Annotated in this window: 8 protein-coding genes; 4 read left to right on the forward strand and 4 right to left on the reverse strand. The window is 62.9% G+C overall.

Features of this window, described 5'->3' with window-relative positions:
* The first annotated feature begins 81 nt into the window (after window positions 1–81).
* Together PseuLF5_RS16365 and PseuLF5_RS16370 are read left to right on the forward strand one after the other, a co-directional pair.
* On the forward strand, window positions 82–13,080 hold the full coding sequence (locus PseuLF5_RS16365) for a non-ribosomal peptide synthetase (RefSeq protein ID WP_340134017.1): 12,999 nt from the start codon (window positions 82–84) through the stop codon (window positions 13,078–13,080).
* A 217-nt stretch (window positions 13,081–13,297) separates the two neighbouring features.
* The gene (locus PseuLF5_RS16370) at window positions 13,298–14,122 is read left to right on the forward strand and encodes an alpha/beta fold hydrolase (RefSeq protein ID WP_340134018.1); all 825 of its coding nucleotides are present in this window, start codon (window positions 13,298–13,300) and stop codon (window positions 14,120–14,122) included.
* Between the two features lie 99 nt (window positions 14,123–14,221).
* Here PseuLF5_RS16370 and dsbG read toward each other — a convergent pair whose 3' ends face one another.
* The 4 genes from dsbG to PseuLF5_RS16390 all read right to left on the reverse strand — a co-directional run bounded on the left by dsbG (window position 14,222) and on the right by PseuLF5_RS16390 (window position 18,378).
* A complete protein-coding gene (gene dsbG / locus PseuLF5_RS16375; RefSeq protein ID WP_123466433.1) occupies window positions 14,222–14,992 on the reverse strand; it encodes a thiol:disulfide interchange protein DsbG in 771 nt (256 codons plus the stop codon).
* Window positions 14,968–15,849: a TlpA disulfide reductase family protein gene (locus PseuLF5_RS16380; protein WP_123466431.1), complete on the reverse strand. Its 882-nt coding sequence runs from the start codon at window positions 15,847–15,849 to the stop codon at window positions 14,968–14,970. The genes dsbG and PseuLF5_RS16380 overlap by 25 nt, the downstream gene beginning before the upstream one ends.
* On the reverse strand, window positions 15,849–17,585 hold the full coding sequence (gene dsbD / locus PseuLF5_RS16385; RefSeq protein WP_340134019.1) for a protein-disulfide reductase DsbD: 1,737 nt from the start codon (window positions 17,583–17,585) through the stop codon (window positions 15,849–15,851). The genes PseuLF5_RS16380 and dsbD overlap by 1 nt, the downstream gene beginning before the upstream one ends.
* A gap of 82 nt (window positions 17,586–17,667) precedes the next feature.
* Entirely contained in the window at window positions 17,668–18,378 is a 711-nt protein-coding gene (locus PseuLF5_RS16390) for a hypothetical protein (protein ID WP_340134020.1), read from the reverse strand.
* 253 nt (window positions 18,379–18,631) lie between these two features.
* On the opposite strand from PseuLF5_RS16390, the gene PseuLF5_RS16395 reads away from it, so the two are divergent.
* Together PseuLF5_RS16395 and PseuLF5_RS16400 are read left to right on the forward strand one after the other, a co-directional pair.
* Entirely contained in the window at window positions 18,632–19,312 is a 681-nt protein-coding gene (locus tag PseuLF5_RS16395) for a response regulator (protein ID WP_007908710.1), read from the forward strand.
* A complete protein-coding gene (locus tag PseuLF5_RS16400) occupies window positions 19,312–20,634 on the forward strand; it encodes an ATP-binding protein (RefSeq protein ID WP_123466424.1) in 1,323 nt (440 codons plus the stop codon). The genes PseuLF5_RS16395 and PseuLF5_RS16400 overlap by 1 nt, the downstream gene beginning before the upstream one ends.
* The last annotated feature ends 94 nt before the right edge of the window (window positions 20,635–20,728 follow it).

Here is a 20,728-nt window from a genome sequence, read left to right on the forward strand (position 1 = left end):
GACCGCGCCCTGCATGCCCTTGAAGGGGCGTGACGCAGCAACCCGATTCCACTAGCAAGCCGACTTCAGGCAGGAAACCTCATGACCGACGCGTTCGAACTCCCCAGCACCCTGGTCCAAGCCCTCCAGCGCCGCGCGGCCCTGACGCCGGATCAACTGGCCTTGCGTTTTCTCGCTGAAAACCCAGAGCAGGCTGTGGTACTCAGCTATCGCGAACTCGATCAGCGCGCCCGCAGCATCGCGGCCGCGCTCCAGGCTGAAGCCGAATTCGGCGATCGCGCGGTGCTGCTGTTCCCCAGCGGCCCAGACTACGTTGCGGCGTTCTTTGGTTGCCTGTACGCCGGAGTGATTGCGGTCCCGGCCTATCCGCCGGAGTCGGCGCGTCGCCACCATCAAGAGCGTCTGCTGTCGATCATTGCCGACGCCGAGCCGCGTTTGCTGCTGACCAGCGCCGACCTGCGCGATGCCTTGCAGCAGATCGACGGCGCGCCGCCGCTGTTGTGCGTCGACACCCTCGACAGCGCACTGGCCGAGCGTTGGGTTGAACCGACGCTGCCTCCAGAGCACATCGCTTTCCTGCAATACACCTCCGGTTCCACCGCGTTGCCCAAAGGCGTGCAGGTCAGCCACGGCAATCTGGTTGCCAACGAATTGCTGATTCGCCGCGGTTTCGGCATCGACGTGAACCCCGACGATGTGATCGTCAGCTGGTTGCCGCTGTACCACGACATGGGCCTGATCGGCGGTCTGCTCCAGCCGATTTTCAGCGGTGTGCCGTGCATTCTGATGTCACCGGCGTACTTCCTCGGCCGACCATTGCGCTGGCTCGAAGCGATCAGCCAATACGGCGGCACCATCAGCGGCGGACCGGATTTCGCTTACCGCTTGTGCAGCGAACGGGTCAGCGAATCGGCACTGGAACGGCTCGACCTGAGCCGCTGGCGCGTGGCCTATTCCGGCTCGGAACCGATCCGTCTCGACACCCTTGAACGCTTCGCCGAGAAGTTCACCGCGTGCGGCTTCAGCGAAGACAGTTTCATGGCTTCTTACGGTTTGGCCGAAGCGACGCTGTTCGTGGCCGGTACTCCGCGTGGCACCGGCATTCCGGCGCTGCGCGTGGACGATCAGGCATTGGCGCAAAACCGCGCCGAGCCGGGCGACGGCAGCCCGATCATGAGTTGCGGCATCAGTCAGCCAGAGCACGCGGTGCTGATCGCCGACCCGGTTACGCTACAGGAGCTGGCTGACAACACTGTCGGCGAAGTCTGGGCTGCGGGCCCGAGCATCGCCCGCGGTTACTGGCGCAACCCCGAAGCCAGCGCCAGGACTTTCGTCCAGCACGCCGGCCAGACCTGGCTGCGCACCGGCGATCTGGGCTTCGTTCGCGATGGTGAACTGTTCATCACCGGGCGTCTGAAAGACATGCTCATCGTGCGCGGTCACAACCTGTATCCGCAGGACATCGAGCAAACCGTCGAGCGCGAAGTCGAGGTGGTGCGCAAGGGCCGGGTCGCGGCATTTGCGGTTTCTCAGGACGGCGAGGAAGGCATTGGCATCGCCGCGGAAATCAGCCGCAGCGTGCAGAAAATTCTCCCGCCCGAAGCGCTGATCAAAGCCATTCGCCAAGCGGTGGCCGAGGCGTATCAGCAAGCGCCGAGCGTGGTGGTGCTGCTCAATCCGGGCGCCTTGCCGAAGACCTCCAGCGGCAAGCTGCAACGTTCCGCCTGCCGTAATCGTCTGGCCGATGGCAGCCTCGACAGCTATGCGCTGTTCCCGTCCGCGCAGGCCTCCAGCATCGAATCGGCCGTGCAAACCAACGAACTCGAAGCCCTGATCGGCAGGATCTGGGCCGAGCAGCTCAACGTCCAACAGGTCAGCGCCGACGACCACTTCTTCCTGCTCGGCGGTAATTCCATCGCCGCCACGCAAGTGATTGCCCGGGTGCGTGAGGCGCTCTCGCTGGAGCTGAATCTGCGCCTGCTGTTCGAGGCGCCGACCCTGTGTGCATTTGCCGCCGCCGTGGCGCAACAGCAACAGGACGGCGGCAGCGCTCAAGGGCAAATCAACACGCTCTCGCGCAGCGAGCCAATCGTGCAATCTCTGGCACAAAACCGGCTGTGGATCACCTGGCAGCTCGACCCGCACAGCAGCGCCTACAACATTCCCGGTGCCCTGCGTCTGCGCGGCGAACTGGACCAGGACGCCGTGCGCGCCAGCTTCCAGCAACTTATCGAACGCCACGAATCGCTGCGCACGCGCTTTTTCGAACGCGACGGCGTGGCCCTGCAACAGGTCGAGGCGGCGACTGAATTCAATCTGCAACTGATCGACATCAGCGACCTGCCAGCCCACGAGCGTGAAGCCCGCGCGCAACAGATCCGTGAAGACGCAGCGCGCACCCGGTTCGACCTGGAAAAAGGCCCGCTGCTGTGGGTGACGCTGGTGCGGCTCGGCGACGAAGATCATCAACTGCTGGTGACGCTGCACCACATCATCGCCGACGGCTGGTCGCTGAACCTGCTGATCGACGAGTTCTCGCGCCTGTACGCCGCTGCCACCCAAGGCCAGCGCGCCGACCTTGCGCCGCTGCCGACCCAATACGCCGACTACGGCAGCTGGCAGCGCCAATGGCTGGCGCAAGGCGAGGGCGAGCGACAACTGGCGTACTGGAAAGCACAACTGGGCGACGAACAACCGGTGCTGGAACTGGCCACCGATCATCCTCGCTCGGCCAGACAGTTGCACAGCGCCGCCCGCCACAGCGTGCGCCTCGGCGTCAGCCTCAGCGATGCGATCAAACAGACCGCCCAGGCCCACCAATCGACGCCGTTCATGCTGTTGCTCGCGGCCTTGCAGAGCCTGCTGCACCGCTACAGCGGTCAGCGCGACATTCGCATCGGCGTGCCCAATGCCAACCGTCCGCGCCTGGAAACCCAAGGCCTGATCGGCTTCTTCATCAACACCCAGGTGCTGCGTGCCGAGGTCGATTCGCACCTGTCGTTTGTCGAGTTGCTGACGCAGACCCGCGAGGCCACGCTTGGCGCTCAAGCCCATCAGGACTTGCCGTTCGAACAACTGCTCGAAGCCTTCCCACAGGCTCGCGAACACGGCCTGTTTCAGGTGATGTTCAACCACCAGCAACGCGATCTCGGCGCGCTGAAACGCTTGCCGGGGCTGCTCGCCGAAGAACTGCCGTGGCACAGCCGCGAGGCCAAGTTCGACCTGCAACTGCACAGCGAAGAGGATCGCAACGGGCGCCTGACCCTGTCCTTCGACTACGCCGACGAGGTGTTCGAAGCGGCGACCATCGAGCGTCTGGCCGAACACTTCAGCAACCTGCTGCGCGCCGTCTGCGAACAGCCGCAACAGGCGATCGGCGACCTGCAATTGCTGACGCCGTGCGAGCACGAACAGCAACAGGCATGGAGCGTCGCGCCATGCACCCCGGCGCCACAATGGCTGCCGGAACGGCTCAACGATCAGGCGCGCCAGACTCCGGAACGCACTGCGCTGGTGTGGGACGGCGGCAGTCTCGATTTCGCCGAATTGCACGCCCAGGCCAACCGCCTCGCGCATTACCTGCGCGACAAAGGGGTCGGCCCGGACGTATGTGTGGCGATTGCTGCCGAGCGTTCACCGCAACTGCTGATCGGCCTGCTGGCGATTCTCAAGGCCGGCGGTGCCTATGTGCCGCTGGACCCGGATTACCCGGCCGAGCGTCTGGCCTACATGCTCAGCGACAGCGGTGTCGAACTGCTGCTGACCCAGACCGCATTGCTCGACCGTCTGCCGGCCCGCGACGGCGTCAGTGTGATCGCGATGGACGCGCTGCACCTGGAAAACTGGCCGAGTCAGGCGCCGGGTCTGCACCTGCACGGCGACAACCTCGCCTACGTGATTTATACCTCGGGTTCCACCGGCCAACCGAAGGGCGTCGGCAACACTCACGCCGCCTTGGCCGAACGTCTGCAATGGATGCAAAACACCTACGGCCTCGATGAAACCGACGTGCTGATGCAAAAGGCCCCGATCAGTTTCGACGTGTCGGTGTGGGAGTGCTTCTGGCCGCTGATCACCGGCGCGCGGCTGTTGATTGCCGCGCCGGGCGAGCACCGCGATCCGCATCGCATCGCCCAACTGGTTCAGCAATATGGCGTGACGACGTTGCACTTCGTGCCGCCGCTGCTTTCGCTGTTCATCGACGAACCGCTCAGCGCCGAATGCACCAGCCTGCGTCGGCTGTTCTCCGGTGGTGAAGCGCTGCCGCCAGAACTGCGCAACCGCGTGTTGGCGCAACTGCCGGCGGTGCAATTGCACAACCGTTATGGCCCGACCGAAACCGCGATCAATGTCACCCACTGGCACTGCACAGCGGCTGATGGCGAGCGTTCGCCGATCGGCCGGCCGTTGGGCAACGTGATCTGCCGCGTACTCGACGCCGATCTCAATCCGGTGCCGGCCGGGGTGCCGGGTGAACTGTGCATCAGCGGCATCGGTCTCGCTCGCGGTTACCTTGGTCGCCCGGCGCTGACTGCCGAGCGTTTCGTGGTCGATCCGCTGGGTGAGCAGGGCGCGCGTTTGTACCGCACCGGTGACCGCGCACGGTGGACCTCGGACGGTGTGATCGAATACCTCGGCCGTCTCGATCAGCAGGTCAAACTGCGTGGCTTCCGTGTCGAGCCGGAAGAAATCGAAGCGCGCCTGCTGGCTCAGGAAGGTGTCGCCCAAGCCGTGGTGCTGGTGCGTGAAACCGCTGCCGGCGCGCAACTGATCGGCTATTTCACTGCTGCCGATGGCAGCGAAGATCAGGACGTACTGATTGCCCGTCTGAAAACCGCTTTGGCCGCCGAGCTGCCGGAATACATGGTCCCGGCGCAACTGATGCGTCTCGAACAAATGCCCCTGAGCCCCAGCGGCAAACTCGACCGTCGCGCCTTGCCCGAGCCGCAGTGGCAAGTCCGCGAGCACGTCGAGCCGGTCACTGAGCTGGAACAACAGATCGCCGCGATCTGGCGCGAAGTACTGGGTCTGGCGCAAGTCGGTCTGCGCGACGACTTTTTCGCCCTCGGCGGGCACTCGCTGCTGGCCACGCAAATCATCTCGCGCAGCCGTCAGGCCTGTGACGTCGAGTTGCCGCTGCGCGCCTTGTTCGAACACAGCGAACTTGGCGATTTTGCCGAGCAGATCCGCCTGATCCAGGCCAGCGGCAAGACCAACCAGCAGCCACCGATTGCAAAAGTCGACCGCAGCCAGCCGGTGCCGCTGTCCTATTCGCAACAGCGCATGTGGTTCCTCTGGCAGATGGAACCGGACAGCCCGGCGTACAACGTCGGCGGCATGGCGCGCCTGCGTGGCGTGTTGCATGTCGAGCGTTTCGAGGCGGCCTTGCAGGCATTGATCCTGCGCCACGAAACCCTGCGCACCACCTTCCCGAGCATCGACGGCGTGGCCCGGCAGCAGGTGCATGCCGAGACGGGCGTACGCATGGGCTGGAAGGATTTTTCGAAACTGCCGGCTGACCAGCGTGAGCAGAAGGTGCAGCAACTGGCCGATGCCGAAGCGCACCTGCCGTTCGATCTGGAAACCGGGCCGCTGTTGCGCGCCTGTCTGGTGAAGACCGCCGAACATGAGCACTACTTTGTCCTGACCCTGCACCACATCGTCACCGAAGGCTGGGCGATGGACATCTTCGCCCGCGAACTCAGCGCGTTGTATGAAGCGTTCGTCGATGACCGCGACTCGCCGCTGGAACCGTTGCCGGTGCAGTACCTTGATTACAGCGTCTGGCAGCGCAACTGGCTGGAGTCCGGTGAACGTCAGCGCCAACTCGACTACTGGACCGCGCAACTCGGACGCGAACATCCGCTGCTGGAGCTGCCCGGCGACCGTCCGCGTCCGCCGGTGCAAAGCCACCAGGGCGAACTGTTCCGTTTCGACCTCAGTGATGATCTCGCCGCCCGTGTCCGTGCCTTCAATGCGCAAAACGGTCTGACCCTGTTCATGACCATGACCGCCGCGCTCGCCACCTTGCTCTACCGCTACAGTGGCCAGACCGACCTGCGCATCGGTGCGCCGGTGGCCAACCGTATCCGCCCGGAAAGCGAAGGGCTGATCGGCGCGTTCCTCAACACCCAGGTGCTGCGTTGCCAGCTCGACGGCCAGATGTCGGTGGGCGAGTTGTGCGAGCAGGTGCGCCATACCGTGATTGAGGGCCAGTCGCATCAGGACCTGCCGTTCGATCATCTGGTCGAAGCCCTGCAGCCACCGCGCAGCGCCGCGTACAACCCGCTGTTCCAGGTCATGTGCAATGTGCAGCGCTGGGAGTTCCAGCAGAGCCGCCTGCTCGCCGGGATGACCGTCGAATACCTGGCCAACGATGCGCGGGCGACCAAGTTCGACCTCAACCTGGAGGTCACCGACCTCGACCATCGCCTCGGTTGCTGCCTGACCTACAGCACTGATCTGTTCGATGAACCGACCATTGCACGCATGGCCTGCCATTGGCGCAATCTGCTCGAAGCGCTGATCAGCGATCCGCACCAACGCCTCAGCGAGTTGCCGCTGCTGGCGGCGCCGGAACAACAGCAACTGATCGACAGCCTCGGTGCGGAGCCGGGCGAACATCGCCTCGATCAGTGCATCCATCACCTGTTTGCCGAGCAGGCGCTGGCCCGTAAAGACGCGCCGGCCCTGACGTTCGCCGGGCAGACCCTGAGCTACGCCGAACTCGACGCCCGCGCCAATCGCCTGGCCTGGGCCCTGCGTGAACGCGGCGTCGGTCCGCAAGTGCGGGTCGGTCTGGCGCTGGAGCGCTCGCTGGAAATGGTTGTCGGCCTGCTGGCGATTCTCAAGGCCGGCGGCGCGTACGTGCCGCTGGACCCGGAATATCCGCTCGACCGTTTGCACTACATGATCGAAGACAGCCGCATTGGTCTGCTGCTCAGCGATCAGGCAATGTTCAATGCTCTTGGTGATCTGCCGCCGAGCGTGGCGCGCTGGAGCCTGGAAGAAGACAGTCCGGCACTGGCCGGCTACCCGGCCACCGAGCTGCCGTTGATCAGCTTGCCGCAGCATCAGGCGTACCTGATTTACACCTCCGGTTCGACCGGTAAACCGAAGGGTGTGGTGGTTTCTCACGGCGAAATCGCCATGCACTGCCAGGCCGTGATCACGCGTTTCGGCATGCGCCCGGACGACTGCGAACTGCACTTCTATTCGATCAACTTCGACGCCGCCACCGAGCGGCTGCTGGTGCCGCTGCTCAGCGGCGCGCAGGTGGTGCTGCGGGCGCAAGGGCAGTGGGATGCCGAAGAAATCTGCGGTTTGATCCGCCGCCACAAGATCAACGTCCTCGGTTTCACCCCGAGCTACGGCAGCCAGTTGGCGCAGTTCCTCGCCACGCAAAATCAAACGCTGCCGGTGCGGATGATCATCACCGGCGGCGAAGCACTGACCGGTGAACACCTGCAGCGGATTCGCGCTGCGTTCAAACCGAGCCTGTTTTTCAACGCCTACGGCCCGACCGAAACCGTGGTCATGCCACTCGCCAGTCTGGCCCCGGAAGTCCTGGAAGAAGGCGCCGGCAGCGTGCCGATCGGCAGCGTGATTGGCGACCGCCTGGCGTACATTCTCGACGCCGATCTGGCGCTGGTGCCGCAAGGCGCGACCGGTGAGTTGTTCGTCGGCGGCGCCGGTCTGGCGCAGGGTTATCACGACCGCCCGGGCATCACGGCCGAGCGTTTTGTCGCCGACCCGTTTGCCGCGAATGGCGGGCGCATGTACCGCACCGGCGACCTGGTGCGCCAGCGTGCCGATGGCTTGGTGGAGTATCTGGGGCGGATCGACCATCAGGTGAAAATTCGTGGTTTCCGCATCGAACTGGGCGAGATCGAAACCCGCCTGCTTGATCACGCTTCGATCCGTGAAGCGGTGGTGCTGGCGCTGGATGCGCCGAGCGGCAAACAACTGGTTGCCTATCTGGTCAGCGAAGTCGCCGAGCAAGGTGAAGTACAACAGGCCGAACTGCGCGACGCATTGAAGGCGCACCTCAAAGCGCAACTGCCGGACTACATGGTGCCGACGCACCTGATCCTGCTGGCGCGCATGCCACTCACCGCCAACGGCAAACTCGACCGTCGTGCTTTGCCCGCGCCGGATCCTGAGCTGAATCGTCAAGACTACGTCGCCCCGAGCAGCGAACTGGAACAGGCCCTGGCGCAGATCTGGTGCGAAGTGCTCAACGTCAAGCAGGTCGGCCTCAACGACAACTTCTTCGAACTCGGTGGCGACTCGATTCTGTCGATTCAAGTGGTCAGTCGGGCGCGGCAGCAAGGCATCCATTTCAGCCCGCGGGACCTGTTCCAGCATCAGACCGTGCAGACCCTCGCCGGGGTCGCCAGCCGCAGCGAGCAAGTGACTGCCGAACAGGGGCTGGTCAGCGGTGACTCGGCGCTGACGCCGATCCAGCACTGGTTCTTCGACACTGAAATCCCGGAGCGTCAGCACTGGAACCAGGCCTTGCTGCTGGAGCCGAGCGTGGCGCTGGAACCGCAGCGTCTGGAGCAGGCGCTGCTGGCGGTGATCGAGCAGCACGACGCCTTGCGTCTGCGCTTCACCCAGGGCAACGATCAGTGGCAGGCCACGCATCAACCGGTGTCCGATGCCAATGTGTTGTGGCAGGTGCGGGTTTCCGCGATGGAGCAGTGCCAAGCGTTGTACGCCGATGCCCAGCGCAGCCTCGAACTGCAACACGGCCCGTTATTGCGCGCGTTGCTGGTCGATGGGCCAGAAGGACAGCAGCGGTTGTTCATTGCCATCCATCATCTGGTGGTCGACGGTGTCTCGTGGCGCGTGCTGCTCGACGATCTGCAAACCGTGTATCGCCAACTCGACGCCGAACAAGCGGTGAAGCTGCCGGCGAAAACCAGTGCCTTCAAGGACTGGACGGCACGCTTGCAGGCCTACGCCGGCAGCGAATCCCTGCGCGAAGAACTGAGTTGGTGGCAGACGCAACTGGCCGGGCCGAGCGCCGACCTGCCATGCGAAAACCCGCAGGGTGGACGGCAGAACCGGCATGCGCAAACCGTCAGCGTGCACCTCGATGCCGAGCGTACTCAACAACTGCTGCAACAGGCGCCGCGTGCCTATCGCACGCAGGTCAACGACCTGTTGCTGACTGCGCTGGCCCGCGTCTTGTGCCGCTGGAGCGGGCAGCCGTCGGCGCTGATTCAGCTCGAAGGCCACGGCCGCGAAACCCTGTTCGACGAGATCGACCTGACCCGCACCGTCGGCTGGTTCACCAGCGCCTATCCATTACGCCTGACCCCGCACAACATTGAAGAAGCGGCCGGGCAGGGCGCTTCGATCGAGGCGATCAAGGAGCAACTGCGCGCGGTGCCGCACAAAGGCCTGGGCTATGGCGTCCTGCGTTATCTGGCCGATGACCTCAGTCAGCGCAGCATGGCGGCGTTGCCCAACGCACCGGTCACCTTCAACTACCTCGGCCAGTTCGACCAGAGTTTTGGCAGCGATGCGCTGTTCCGTCCTCTCGATGAACCGGTCGGCGCCGCTCACGATCCGCAGGCGCCGCTGCCCAACGAGTTGAGCATCGACAGTCAGGTGTATGGCGGTGAACTGCTGCTGCGCTGGACTTTCAGCGCCGAGCGATATGACGCGCAGACCATCGTTGATCTGGCCGACGCCTACCTCGGCGAACTGCAAAGCCTGATCGCCCATTGCCTGCAAGACACGGCCGGCGGGTTGACGCCGTCGGACTTCCCGCTGGCGAAACTGACTCAGGCGCAACTCGATGCGTTGCCGGTGCCGGCGGCGCACATCGAAGACGTCTATCCGCTGACGCCGATGCAGGAAGGCATGCTCCTGCACACCTTGCTCGAACCGGGCACGGGCCTGTACTACATGCAGGATCGCTACCGCATCAACAGCGAACTCGATCCCGAGCGTTTTGCCCAGGCCTGGCAAGCGGTGGTCGCCCGTCACGAAGCGCTGCGTGCGTCGTTCTGCTGGAACGTCGGCGAAGACATGCTGCAAGTGATTCACTCCCCGGGGCGCACGCCGATCGAGTACCTGGACTGGAGCAACGTTGCCGAGGCCGAGCAAGAACCGAAGCTGCAGGCGTTGCTCAAAAGCGAGCGCGAGGCCGGTTTCGATCTGCTCAATCAGGCACCCTTCCACCTGCGCCTGATCAAGGTCGGCGCGGCGCGTTACTGGTTCATGATGAGCAACCACCACATCCTGATTGATGCTTGGTGCCGCTCGTTGCTGATGAACGATTTTTTCGAGATCTACACCGCCCTCGGTGAAAGTCGCGAAGCGCAATTGTCGGTGCCGCCGCGTTACCGCGATTACATCGGCTGGCTGCAACGCCAGAGCCTGGCCGAGGCGCGCCAGTGGTGGCAGCAGAACCTGCAAGGGTTCGAACGCACCACGCCGATCCCGAGCGACCGGCCGTTCCTGCGTGAACATGCCGGCGAAAGCGGCGGCATGATCGTCGGCGACTGCTACACCCGCCTCAAGGTCGAGGACGGTGCACGTCTGCGTGAACTGGCCCAGGCCCATCAACTGACAGTGAACACCTTCGCTCAAGCGGCGTGGGCCTTGGTGCTGCGCCGCCTGAGCGGTGATCGTGACGTGCTGTTCGGTGTGACCGTGGCCGGACGTCCGGTGGACATGCCAGAGATGCAACGCACCGTCGGCCTGTTCATCAACAGTATTGCCCTGCGGGTGAAAATGCCCGAGGACGATCAGCGCAGCAGCGTGCGCCAGTGGCTGAGCGCGCTGCTCGACAGCAACATGCAACTGCGCGAGTACGAATACCTGCCGCTGGTGAACATTCAGGAACAGAGCGAACTGCCGAAAGGCCAGCCGCTGTTCGACAGCCTGTTCGTGTTTGAAAACGCGCCGGTGGAAGTCTCGGTACTGGACCGTGCGCAGAGCCTCAACGCGACCTCGGATTCTGGCCGCACCCACACCAACTTCCCGTTGACGGCGGTGTGTTATCCGGGCGATGACCTTGGGTTGCATCTGTCGTATGACCAGCGCTACTTCGACGAGTCGACCATCGAGCGCATGCTCGGCGAGTTCAAGCGTCTGTTGCTGGCGCTGGTCGATGGCTTCCATGGCGACATGGCCGAACTGCCGTTGCTGGGCCGTGAGGAGCAGGACTTCCTGCTGCACGGTTGCAACCAGAGCGCACACGATTATCCACTGGAGCAGAGCTACGTGGCGCTGTTCGAAGCGCGGGTGGCGGCGCACCCGCAACGCATCGCTGCCACATGCCTGGATCAGCAACTGAGCTATGCCGAGCTGAACCATAACGCCAACCGCCTCGGCCATGCCCTGGTCGCAGCCGGGCTGCAGATGGATCAACCGGTGGCGTTGCTGGCCGAGCGTAACCTCGATCTGCTCGGGATGATCATCGGCAGCTTCAAGGCCGGTGGCGGTTACCTGCCGCTGGATCCCGGCCTGCCGGGCCAGCGCTTGCAACGCATCCTTGAGCTGAGCCGGGCGCCGGTGCTGGTGTGCAGTGCCGCCTGCCAGGCACAGGCGCAGGCCTTGCTGGATGAATTCAGCTGTGCCAACCGTCCGCGTCTGTTGGTCTGGGAAACGCTGCAAGCGCAGACGACATCGGTGGAAAACCCGGGTATTCACAGCGGCCCGGACAACCTCGCCTATGTGATCTACACCTCGGGCTCGACCGGCCTGCCGAAAGGCGTGATGGTCGAGCAGCGCGGCATGCTCAACAACCAGTTGAGCAAGCGTCCGTACCTCGATTTGAGCGAGGCCGATGTGATCGCACAGACCGCTTCGCAAAGCTTCGACATTTCGGTCTGGCAGTTCCTCGCCGCGCCGCTGTTCGGCGCTCGGGTGGACATTGTGCCGAACACCATCGCCCACGATCCGCAGGGGTTGCTGATGCATGTGCAGGCGCAGGGCATCACCGTGCTGGAGAGCGTGCCGTCGCTGATACAAGGCATGCTTGCCTCGGAGCGCCTGAGCCTCGACGGCCTGCGCTGGATGCTGCCGACTGGCGAAGCGATGCCACCGGAACTGGCGCATCAGTGGCTGTTGCGTTATCCGCAGATCGGGCTGGTCAATGCTTACGGTCCGGCAGAATGTTCCGATGACGTGGCGTTTTTCCGCGTCGATCTGGCCTCGACCCGCGGCAGCTACTTGCCGATTGGTACGCCGACCGACAACAACCTGCTCTATCTGGTCGATGGCGCGCTGGAATTGGTGCCGTTGGGTGCGGTGGGTGAGTTGTGCGTGGCCGGTACTGGCGTCGGTCGCGGTTACGTCAGCGATCCGCTGCGGACCGCGCCGGTGTTCGTACCGAACCCGTTCGGCGCGCCGGGCGAGCGTCTGTACCGTACCGGTGACCTGGCGCGACGCCGCAGTGACGGTGTGCTGGAGTACGTCGGTCGGGTCGACCATCAGGTGAAGATTCGCGGTTACCGCATCGAACTGGGTGAAATCGAGGCGCGTCTGCACGAGCAACCGGAAGTCCGTGATGCGGCGGTCGGGGTGCAGGAAGGGGTCAACGGCAAGCACTTGGTCGGCTATCTGGTCGCGGCGGATTCGGCGCTCAATCCGAGCGAACGCCTGGAACGGATCAAGCAACGCCTGCGCAGCGAATTGCCGGAATACATGGTGCCGCTGCACTGGTTGTGGCTGGATCAGCTGCCGCATAACGCCAACGGCAAACTCGACCGCAAGGCCCTGCCGGCGCTGGAGATCGGCCAGTTGCAGAGCGCGGATTACCTGGCCCCGCGCAACGAGCTGGAGCAGACCCTGGCCGATATCTGGGCCGAGGTGCTGAAGGTCGACAAGGTCGGCGTGCGCGACAACTTCTTCGAGTTGGGCGGGCATTCGTTGCTGGCTACGCAGATCGCTTCGCGGGTGCAGAAAACCCTGCAACGCGATGTGCCGCTGCGGGCGATGTTCGAGTGCAGCACGGTGCAGGAACTGGCCGAGTACATCGAAGGCCTGGCGGCCAGTGACATCACCGAGGACAAGGTGGATCGCTTGAATGACCTGATGGCGGAGCTGGAAGGGTTGTAATCTGCGGCCCCATTGCTGGCAAGCCAGCGCCCACACTGATCGAACGTGTTCACAACATTTGTGTGCAGCGTAGAACCTGTGGGAGCTGGCTTGCCAGCGATGACGTCAGTGAATTCAACACAAATAAACCGGCACATTCACGTACATTTCCCAGGTTGACGACAAACCACCGGCAGCTCAGGCTGCCGGTTCTCTTTTTCTACCGCGGGGGTGGTCGATGGCTTTTTTCACGGTTGACGGACAAGCGCTGCACTACATTGATCAAGGCACCGGCCCGGCCGTGTTGCTGGCGGGCAGTTATCTGTGGGACACCGCCATGTGGGCGCCGCAGATTGCTGCACTGTCGCCGCACTATCGGGTGATCGCCCTGGATCTTTGGGGCCACGGTGAGTCCGGCGCGTTGCCGCAAGGCACCACTTCGCTGGACGACATCGCCCGTCAGGTGCAGGCGTTGCTCGATCACCTGGAGATCGACCGGGTCACTCTGGTCGGGTTGTCGGTCGGAGGCATGTGGGGCGTACGCCTGGCATTGTCGGCGCCGCAACGGGTCAACGGCCTGGTGCTGATGGACACTTACGTCGGCGTCGAGCCAGAGCCTACCCGCCAGTACTATTTTTCGCTGTTCAAGCAGATCGAAGAATCCGGCGAAATCTCTGACCTCTTGCTCGACATCGTCGTGCCGATCTTCTTCCGTCCGGGCATTGATCCGCAGTCGGCGCTTTACCAGGATTTCCGCGCGAAACTGGCGGCGTATTCGTCTGACCGTCTGCGCGACAGCATCGTGCCAATGGGGCGTATCACCTTCAGTCGGGATGATCTGTTGCCACGTCTGGGCGAGTTGAATGCGCAGGCCACGCTGGTGCTGTGCGGCGATCAGGACAAACCACGGCCACCGGCGGAAACGCAGGAAATGGCTGAGTTGATTGGTTGCCCGTGGTTGTTGGTGCCGGAGGCAGGGCATATCTCCAGTCTGGAGAATCCGGCGTTTGTGAACGAGGTGCTGTTCAGCTTCTTGAGCGAGCGCAACCGCCACACCGCGTAAACGTTCTTTGCGAGCAAGCCCGCTGCCACAGAGGATTTCAATCCAGGGTGGGAGCGGGCTTGCTCGCGAAAGGGCCGCCAGGTTTCGAAAGGTCCGGAGCTATTTGGGGCCGAGAATCTTCGCCAGCTTGTCCGGCGAAGGCGCCCCTTGCTGTTGTTGCAGCTCACCCTTGTCGTCCATGTAGAAAATCGCCGGGGTCGCCTGCAAGTCCAGGTCCTCCATCAACTGCATGTTGGCCGCCAGTTTGGTCTGCACCGCCGCCGGAATGTCCTTCAAGGCCTTGAGCGAACTGGCCTTGCCAGCCTTCTCGTGATCCTCCAGCGCCTTGGCCGGATCCTTGGCTGCCAGCAGCGCGGCGGACTTGCCCGGGCTGTCTTCGCGAATGATCCCGACCATGATGTGCCGCAACTGCACTTTGCCGGCCTTGACCCAAGGGCGTGCCTGTTCCCAGAACATGTTGCAGTACGGGCAGTTCGGGTCGCTGAACAGGTATACCGTGCGCGGTGCATCCTTGTTGCCGTCCTGAATCCAGTTGCTCGCCTCGAACTTGGCCCAGACTTCCTTGGCCATCGGCGCATACACCAGTTTCTGCAACGGTTCGCTGCTCAGGTCTTTGCCGTCGGCGTCGTACAGGTTGCCGAGCAGCACGTGCTTGCCATCCGGGGTCAGGTAGAGCGCCATGCCACGGTTCTGGTATTGCGCCGCGTAACCACGCAAACCATCAGGCGCATCGAACTGGCCGACGATTTTTGCGCCTTTGGCCTCGATCTGCTTGATCGCGGCAGGCAGTTCTTCAGCAGCCTGCAGCGACGGCAAATGCAACAGGGCAGCGCCCATTGTCAGCGTCAGCAGGTGGCGGAGGCGGGGCATGGCAGTTTCCTTGCAGAGGTGGCCGGAGCAATGGCCGGGTTCGATTGGGAGTGTGGTGCATCGAAATTTTCCAGTGCGCGAGCCAGACTGGCATTGGACAACTCACCCAGGTGGCTGCTCAGCAGGCGACCGTCGGGGCTATAGAACAGGGTAGTCGGCAATGCCATGGAGCCCACGGCCTGGCCCACTTGGCCGCTGCGGTCGAACAACACATTGGTCAGGCTCAGGCCCTGGGTTTCGAGAAATGTCGCCACGCTTTGCATGCTCTCGCCCTGATTGACAAACAGGAAGGTCAGGTCAGGCCGTTGCAGTTGGGCATTTTCCAGGACCGGCATCTCGCGCCGGCACGGTGGACACCAGGTCGCCCACAGGTTGATCACCAGCGGACCGCCCTGATAATCGCTGAGCTTGATGGTTTCACCGGCTGCGTTACGCAGGGCGATGTCCGGCAGACGGGTGCCTTGTTCGTAGATGTTCAGTGACAGGGTCGCCAACAGCCAGAACAGCACACCACTGGCTACGCCAAAACCCAGCGGGCGCCGCAACCCCGGGCGTCGCCAGCCGCGATACAGCGCAACGAGCAGCAACACGATCACCCCCGGCCAGGCGAGGAAGCCGCCATCGCGCAGGTCGACGATCTGCCACGGGTCACTGCGATAATGCGACCAGTACACCGCCACGAACGCGATACGCGCCGCCAGCATGCCCAGCAGGAACAGACTGAACAGCGCCGACTCGGGGTTCTCGCCACCGCGTTTGGCCACCCGCCAGCCGACAAAGGTCGCCAGCGCCAAGGCACTGATCAGCAGCAGATGGTTCAGCGCGATGGCAAAGGTGCCGAGGGTGAAAGTCAGCATTAATGAGCGTCTCGGGTGGTGGTCCAGCGTTGCAGGAACGTCTCGGCATCGACTTCGCCGGTGATGCGCTGGCTGCGGCGCTCTTCACCGTCGGCGCCGATCCACACGAAACTCGGTGGGCCCGGAACCTTGTAACGGCCAAGCAGTTCGCGGCTGGCCGCATTGTCAGCGGTGACATCCAGCCTGAGCAGACGCACGTCGCTCAGCGCCTGCATCACCTTGGCCTGGCCAAACACCTGCTTCTCCATGACTTTGCACGACACGCACCAGTCGGCGTAATAATCGAGCAGCACCCACTGGCCCTGGGCCGTGGCGGCATCCAGTTCGCGTTGCAGCGCTGCAGGGTCCTTGATCGTGGTGAACGCTTCATGACCGCTCGGTGCCGCGCTGGCCACACGGCCGGCGCTGTATACCTGCAAGGGTTGATACGGATCGTCGCTGCCGCCCGCCGCGCCGATCATCAGCAGGCTGCCCCACAGTCCCAGCAACAACGAGATGGCGCCGAACACCTGCGCGACCCGGCCATACCCTTCCGATTGCTTCCAGGCGCAGAACGCGGCGATCAGCAGCAGCGCGCCGCACAGGCCCAGCCACAACGACGAATCCAGTACCGGGCGCAACATCAGCAACGCGGTGGCGAGGAACAGGAAACCGAAGATGCCCTTGAGCAGATTCATCCAGGCGCCGGGTTTGGGCAGGAAGCGATTGCCGACGGTTACCAGCAACAACAACGGCACACCGATGCCGATGCCCAGCGCAAACAGAATCAAGCCGCCGTGCAGCGCGTTACCGCTCTGGGCGATATACAACAGGGCTCCGGCCAGTGGTGCGGTCATGCATGGGCCGACCAGCAGACCGGACAAGGCGCCCAGCACACCGGCACCGATCAGGCTGCCACCGCTGCGGCTGCGCGAGGCGTGTTCGAGGCGATCGCGCAACGCCACCGGCAATTGCAGTTCAAAGAAGCCGAACATCGGCAGTGCCAGCACCACAAATACCGCAGCGAACGCCCCCAGCAGCCACGGGTTCTGCAACCAGGCCTGAAGGTTGGCACCCAGCAGCGCGGCAATCACGCCCATGGCGGCGTACACCAGTGCCATGCAGATCACGTAACTGCTGGCGAGCGCAAAACCACGACGGGGTGTCGCGCCACTGCCGACGATCATGCCCGCCAGAATCGGCAACATCGGCAACGAGCACGGGGTAAACGCCAGCAACAGGCCAAGGCCGAAAAACACCAGCAGACTCCAGCCCAGCGCCCGCTGTTGCAGGCTGCTGGCCAGGGCTTGATCCGGTGCTTCGTCGCTCGCCGTGGTGGCGGATGCCTTGCCGCCCAGATCAATGACCCGGGTTTGCGGCGGATAACACAGTCCGGCATCGGCACAGCCCTGGTAACTGACCTTGATCTGCCCGCTGGCCGTCGCCGGGATTTTCACTTCCAGGCCTTGGCGATACACCGGTTGTTCACCGAAAAACTCGTCGCTGTGGGACTCGCCCTCAGGCAGCGCCGGTTGGTGCGCCGCCGCCAGACCGTCGAATTTCAGGCGTTTCTGATACAGGTAATAGCCGTCGGTGATCTGCCAGAACAACTGGGTTTCCCCAGACTCCAGACGTTCGGAGGTGAGCACGAAAGCCTTGTCGACCGGCAGAAACTCCGGTTTTGTATCAAATGGATTGTTTCCAGCCTGGGCCAGGCTGGACATCAGCAGAGCAAACAAAAGAAAAAAATGACGCATGGAGGAGCCTTGTCCCTGTGCAAGTGAGGTGCACAATGGGCGGTGGCGATTAACCGATGATTAACCGGCCGAGGCGCCCGGTTCAAGGCAGGCCGCAGAGCAAACCGGGCCAGCTGTCTTCATCCACATCGATAGGGCCGTATTCCACCCGATTGCGCTGCATGTTGTAGCAAATGTATTGGTTGTTGTTCAGGAAAATGTAGAAGTAACTGGCCGCGAACGTACGATCATTCTGCACCGCCGTGATGATCCTGTCCCGGTAAGGCTCAAGGCCCGGCCAGGATTCGGCGTTGATGCTCTCGTGCTGGATATCGCTGTTGGACAGGTTGATTGCGACGGTATGGCCGTCATTCATGAGAAACCGGAACACCTGGCTACTGGAACCGGTCATTTGCCACCAGGTACCGGCAACGATGCGCTCAAAGTAAGGGCGAAGTCGCGCCCAGACGGTATTTTCCAGAGGCTCCATGCTGCGGACCTTATCCAGGTCCTGATCGTATTTACACACCATCGGTCGGCCATTGTCGCTATAAAAAAGCCACAAGACATCGTCGTCGAAGCCACTTTGCGAGTCAGGAATGATTCCCGTGGTGGTGAATCCAAAACGCAGATTGCGTACGTGTCGATGAAATTCGCCCCAGTTATCGGCGTTGGCTTCGGCGGGATATTCGGCGGGCACCCGGTTGGTGCCGATGTTGAAGCGTGAATAGGTATTGGAGTCCTTGAAAAAAAAGTAGATCCGGTCAGGCCCCGAGCGCCAATCCACGGCGACGACATTTTTTAAATGAGGCATTGTTCTTAAATCCGTTTAAGGGTTGTAGTAGCAGTCAGTTTCGACCGCAGGCTAAACCAGCACCAAACGGATAGACAGGCGCAAACTGTTTCAGTGTTGGTAATCAAACCGATGGCTAGTCTGACCTGGTCGAATTCCAGGTCACACAGCGAGCGGGTTACCGTGCGGTGCGCTTTCCGTCAGCCGGCGCGGCGGCCATAATTGCCACTTAATCCTCGCCTGTTTGACTCGCCTTTTTATTCATGGAGCGCCCATGCACGTATTGGTTTGCGAAGACGACGAGTTGATCGCCAGCGGGATCGTTGCCGGTCTGACGGCTCAGGGCCTGACGGTCGAACACGTCAACACCGCGTCCAAGGCGCGGGCGATGCTCAAGGTCGCCGAATTTGACGTGATGGTGCTCGATCTCGGCCTGCCCGACGAAGATGGCCTCAAGTTATTGCAACAACTGCGTCAGAGTGGCCTGGAGATTCCGGTGCTGATTCTGACCGCGCGCGACTCGGTCACTGACCGGGTCGACGGTTTGCAGGCGGGGGCCGACGATTACCTGCTCAAGCCATTCGATCTGCGCGAACTGTTCGCGCGCCTGCAAACCCTGCTGCGGCGGGTGGCCGGGCGCAGTGTCAACCTGATCGAACACGGTGCGCTGACATACGACCCGAGCAGTCGCGAGACCACTCTGGCCGGGCAGCCGGTGGACTTGTCGCGGCGCGAGCAATCGCTGCTTCAAGCGTTGCTGCACAACCGTGGCCGGGTGCTGTCCACCGAGCAGTTGAAGGACAGCGTCTACGGCTTCAACGATGAACTGGAGAGCAATGCGCTGAACGTGCATATCCATCACCTGCGCAGCAAACTCGGCAAGGGCATCGTCGAAACGGTGCGCGGCCTCGGTTATCGACTGGGCCCGGCCGACGGTGGAGATCAAGGCAAGTGATGAGTCTGCGACTGCGCCTGAGCCTGACCCTCGGCGCTGCGTTTGCGCTGATCTGGGCGCTGGCGGCGGCCTGGATGCTCAGCGATCTGCGCAATCAGATGATGTTTTCCCTCGATCAGCGGCTGGTGGCCTCCGCACGCATGGTCGCCGGGCTGCTGGAGCAATTGCCGGCCTTGCCGAGCAAGGGCGAGGGCACGCATTTCAGTGCCGAACAGTTGAACATTCCCGGCGGTATGGCGTGCCAGGTCAGTTCGTTGCGCGGGGAAATTCTCGCCCGCAGTCACAGCAGTCCCGAGCAGGCTCTGGAAGCCGAGAAAATGGGCTTTCACGATCAGATGATCGACGGTGCGCCATGGCGCAGCTTCACCCTTGCCCGAGGCGATGTCCGCATCACCACAGCCGATCGGCAAATCGAACGCGAAGCGTTGAACATGTCGATTCTGCTGGCCGCTTCGGTGCCGGTGGGTGTGGCATTGCTCGGGTGTCTGTGCCTGCTGTGGCTGGGGATCGGACAGGGCCTCGCGCCGCTCAACCGACTGCGCGAAGCCTTGATGCGGCGCAATGCCGATTCGCTTGAACCACTGCAATTGCAATCGTTTCCCAGTGAATTGAAACCGTTGCTCGACACCCAGAATCAACTGTTCCAGCGCATTGGCAAAACCATCGAGCGTGAACGCCGCCTTACCGGTGACGCCGCCCACGAACTGCGCAGCCCGCTGACCGCAATCAAGACCCACCTGCAAGTGGCGCGCATGACCGAGGGCAGCGCCCGTGATCAGTCGCTGGCGCGGGCCGAGGAGGGCGCCGACCGCCTGCACCGCACCCTTGAGCAATTGCTGTTGCTGGCGCGGGTCGAGGGCAGTCTGTCGTTCGATGACGGCTCGCAGTGCAGCGCCGAGCAAGTCGCCAGGCTGGCGATTGCCGACGCCACCGGCGGTGAGCGCCTGCGGATCCAGTTGAAACTGCCGGCCGATCTGTCGACCGCTGCGCTGCAGATGCCGGCGGTGCTGTCGATTGCGGCGCTGCGCAACCTGCTCGACAACGCCCTGCGTCATACGCCGCAGGACTGTGCAGTCGAACTGAGCCTGGAAACCATCGGCAACCGCGTGCGCTTTGTCGTGCGCGACCATGGCCCGGGCATCCCCCCGGACGATTTGCAGCATTTGACCCAACGCTTCTGGCGCAACGGTCAGAGCACCGGTTGCGGCCTCGGTCTGGCGATCGTTCAGGCAATCGTTCAGCGTTGCGACTGTGCGCTGCACTTCGACAGCCGCCCGGACGGTTTGCGCGTGGAGTTGACCATGCCGTTGCAAGCCGTCTGAGTTCACCCCGTCAGCTCTGTGTATTGGCACATCAAATGTAACTTCTCTCCATTAGTCATCCGGCCGCTGCGGGGTTAAGGTCGCTGCAGCTTTG

Origin of the sequence: Pseudomonas sp. LF-5 (genome assembly GCF_037626295.1) — a bacterium.
Lineage (GTDB): Bacteria > Pseudomonadota > Gammaproteobacteria > Pseudomonadales > Pseudomonadaceae > Aquipseudomonas > Aquipseudomonas monsensis.

Coding starts and splice junctions, on each gene's coding strand:
- PseuLF5_RS16395 (WP_007908710.1), top strand. CDS start 18,632: ATGCACGTATTGGTTTGCGAAGACGACGAGTTGATCGCCAGCGGGATC.
- PseuLF5_RS16370 (WP_340134018.1), top strand. CDS start 13,298: ATGGCTTTTTTCACGGTTGACGGACAAGCGCTGCACTACATTGATCAA.
- PseuLF5_RS16365 (WP_340134017.1), top strand. CDS start 82: ATGACCGACGCGTTCGAACTCCCCAGCACCCTGGTCCAAGCCCTCCAG.
- dsbD (WP_340134019.1), bottom strand. CDS start 17,585: ATGCGTCATTTTTTTCTTTTGTTTGCTCTGCTGATGTCCAGCCTGGCC.
- PseuLF5_RS16380 (WP_123466431.1), bottom strand. CDS start 15,849: ATGCTGACTTTCACCCTCGGCACCTTTGCCATCGCGCTGAACCATCTG.
- PseuLF5_RS16400 (WP_123466424.1), top strand. CDS start 19,312: ATGAGTCTGCGACTGCGCCTGAGCCTGACCCTCGGCGCTGCGTTTGCG.
- PseuLF5_RS16390 (WP_340134020.1), bottom strand. CDS start 18,378: ATGCCTCATTTAAAAAATGTCGTCGCCGTGGATTGGCGCTCGGGGCCT.
- dsbG (WP_123466433.1), bottom strand. CDS start 14,992: ATGCCCCGCCTCCGCCACCTGCTGACGCTGACAATGGGCGCTGCCCTG.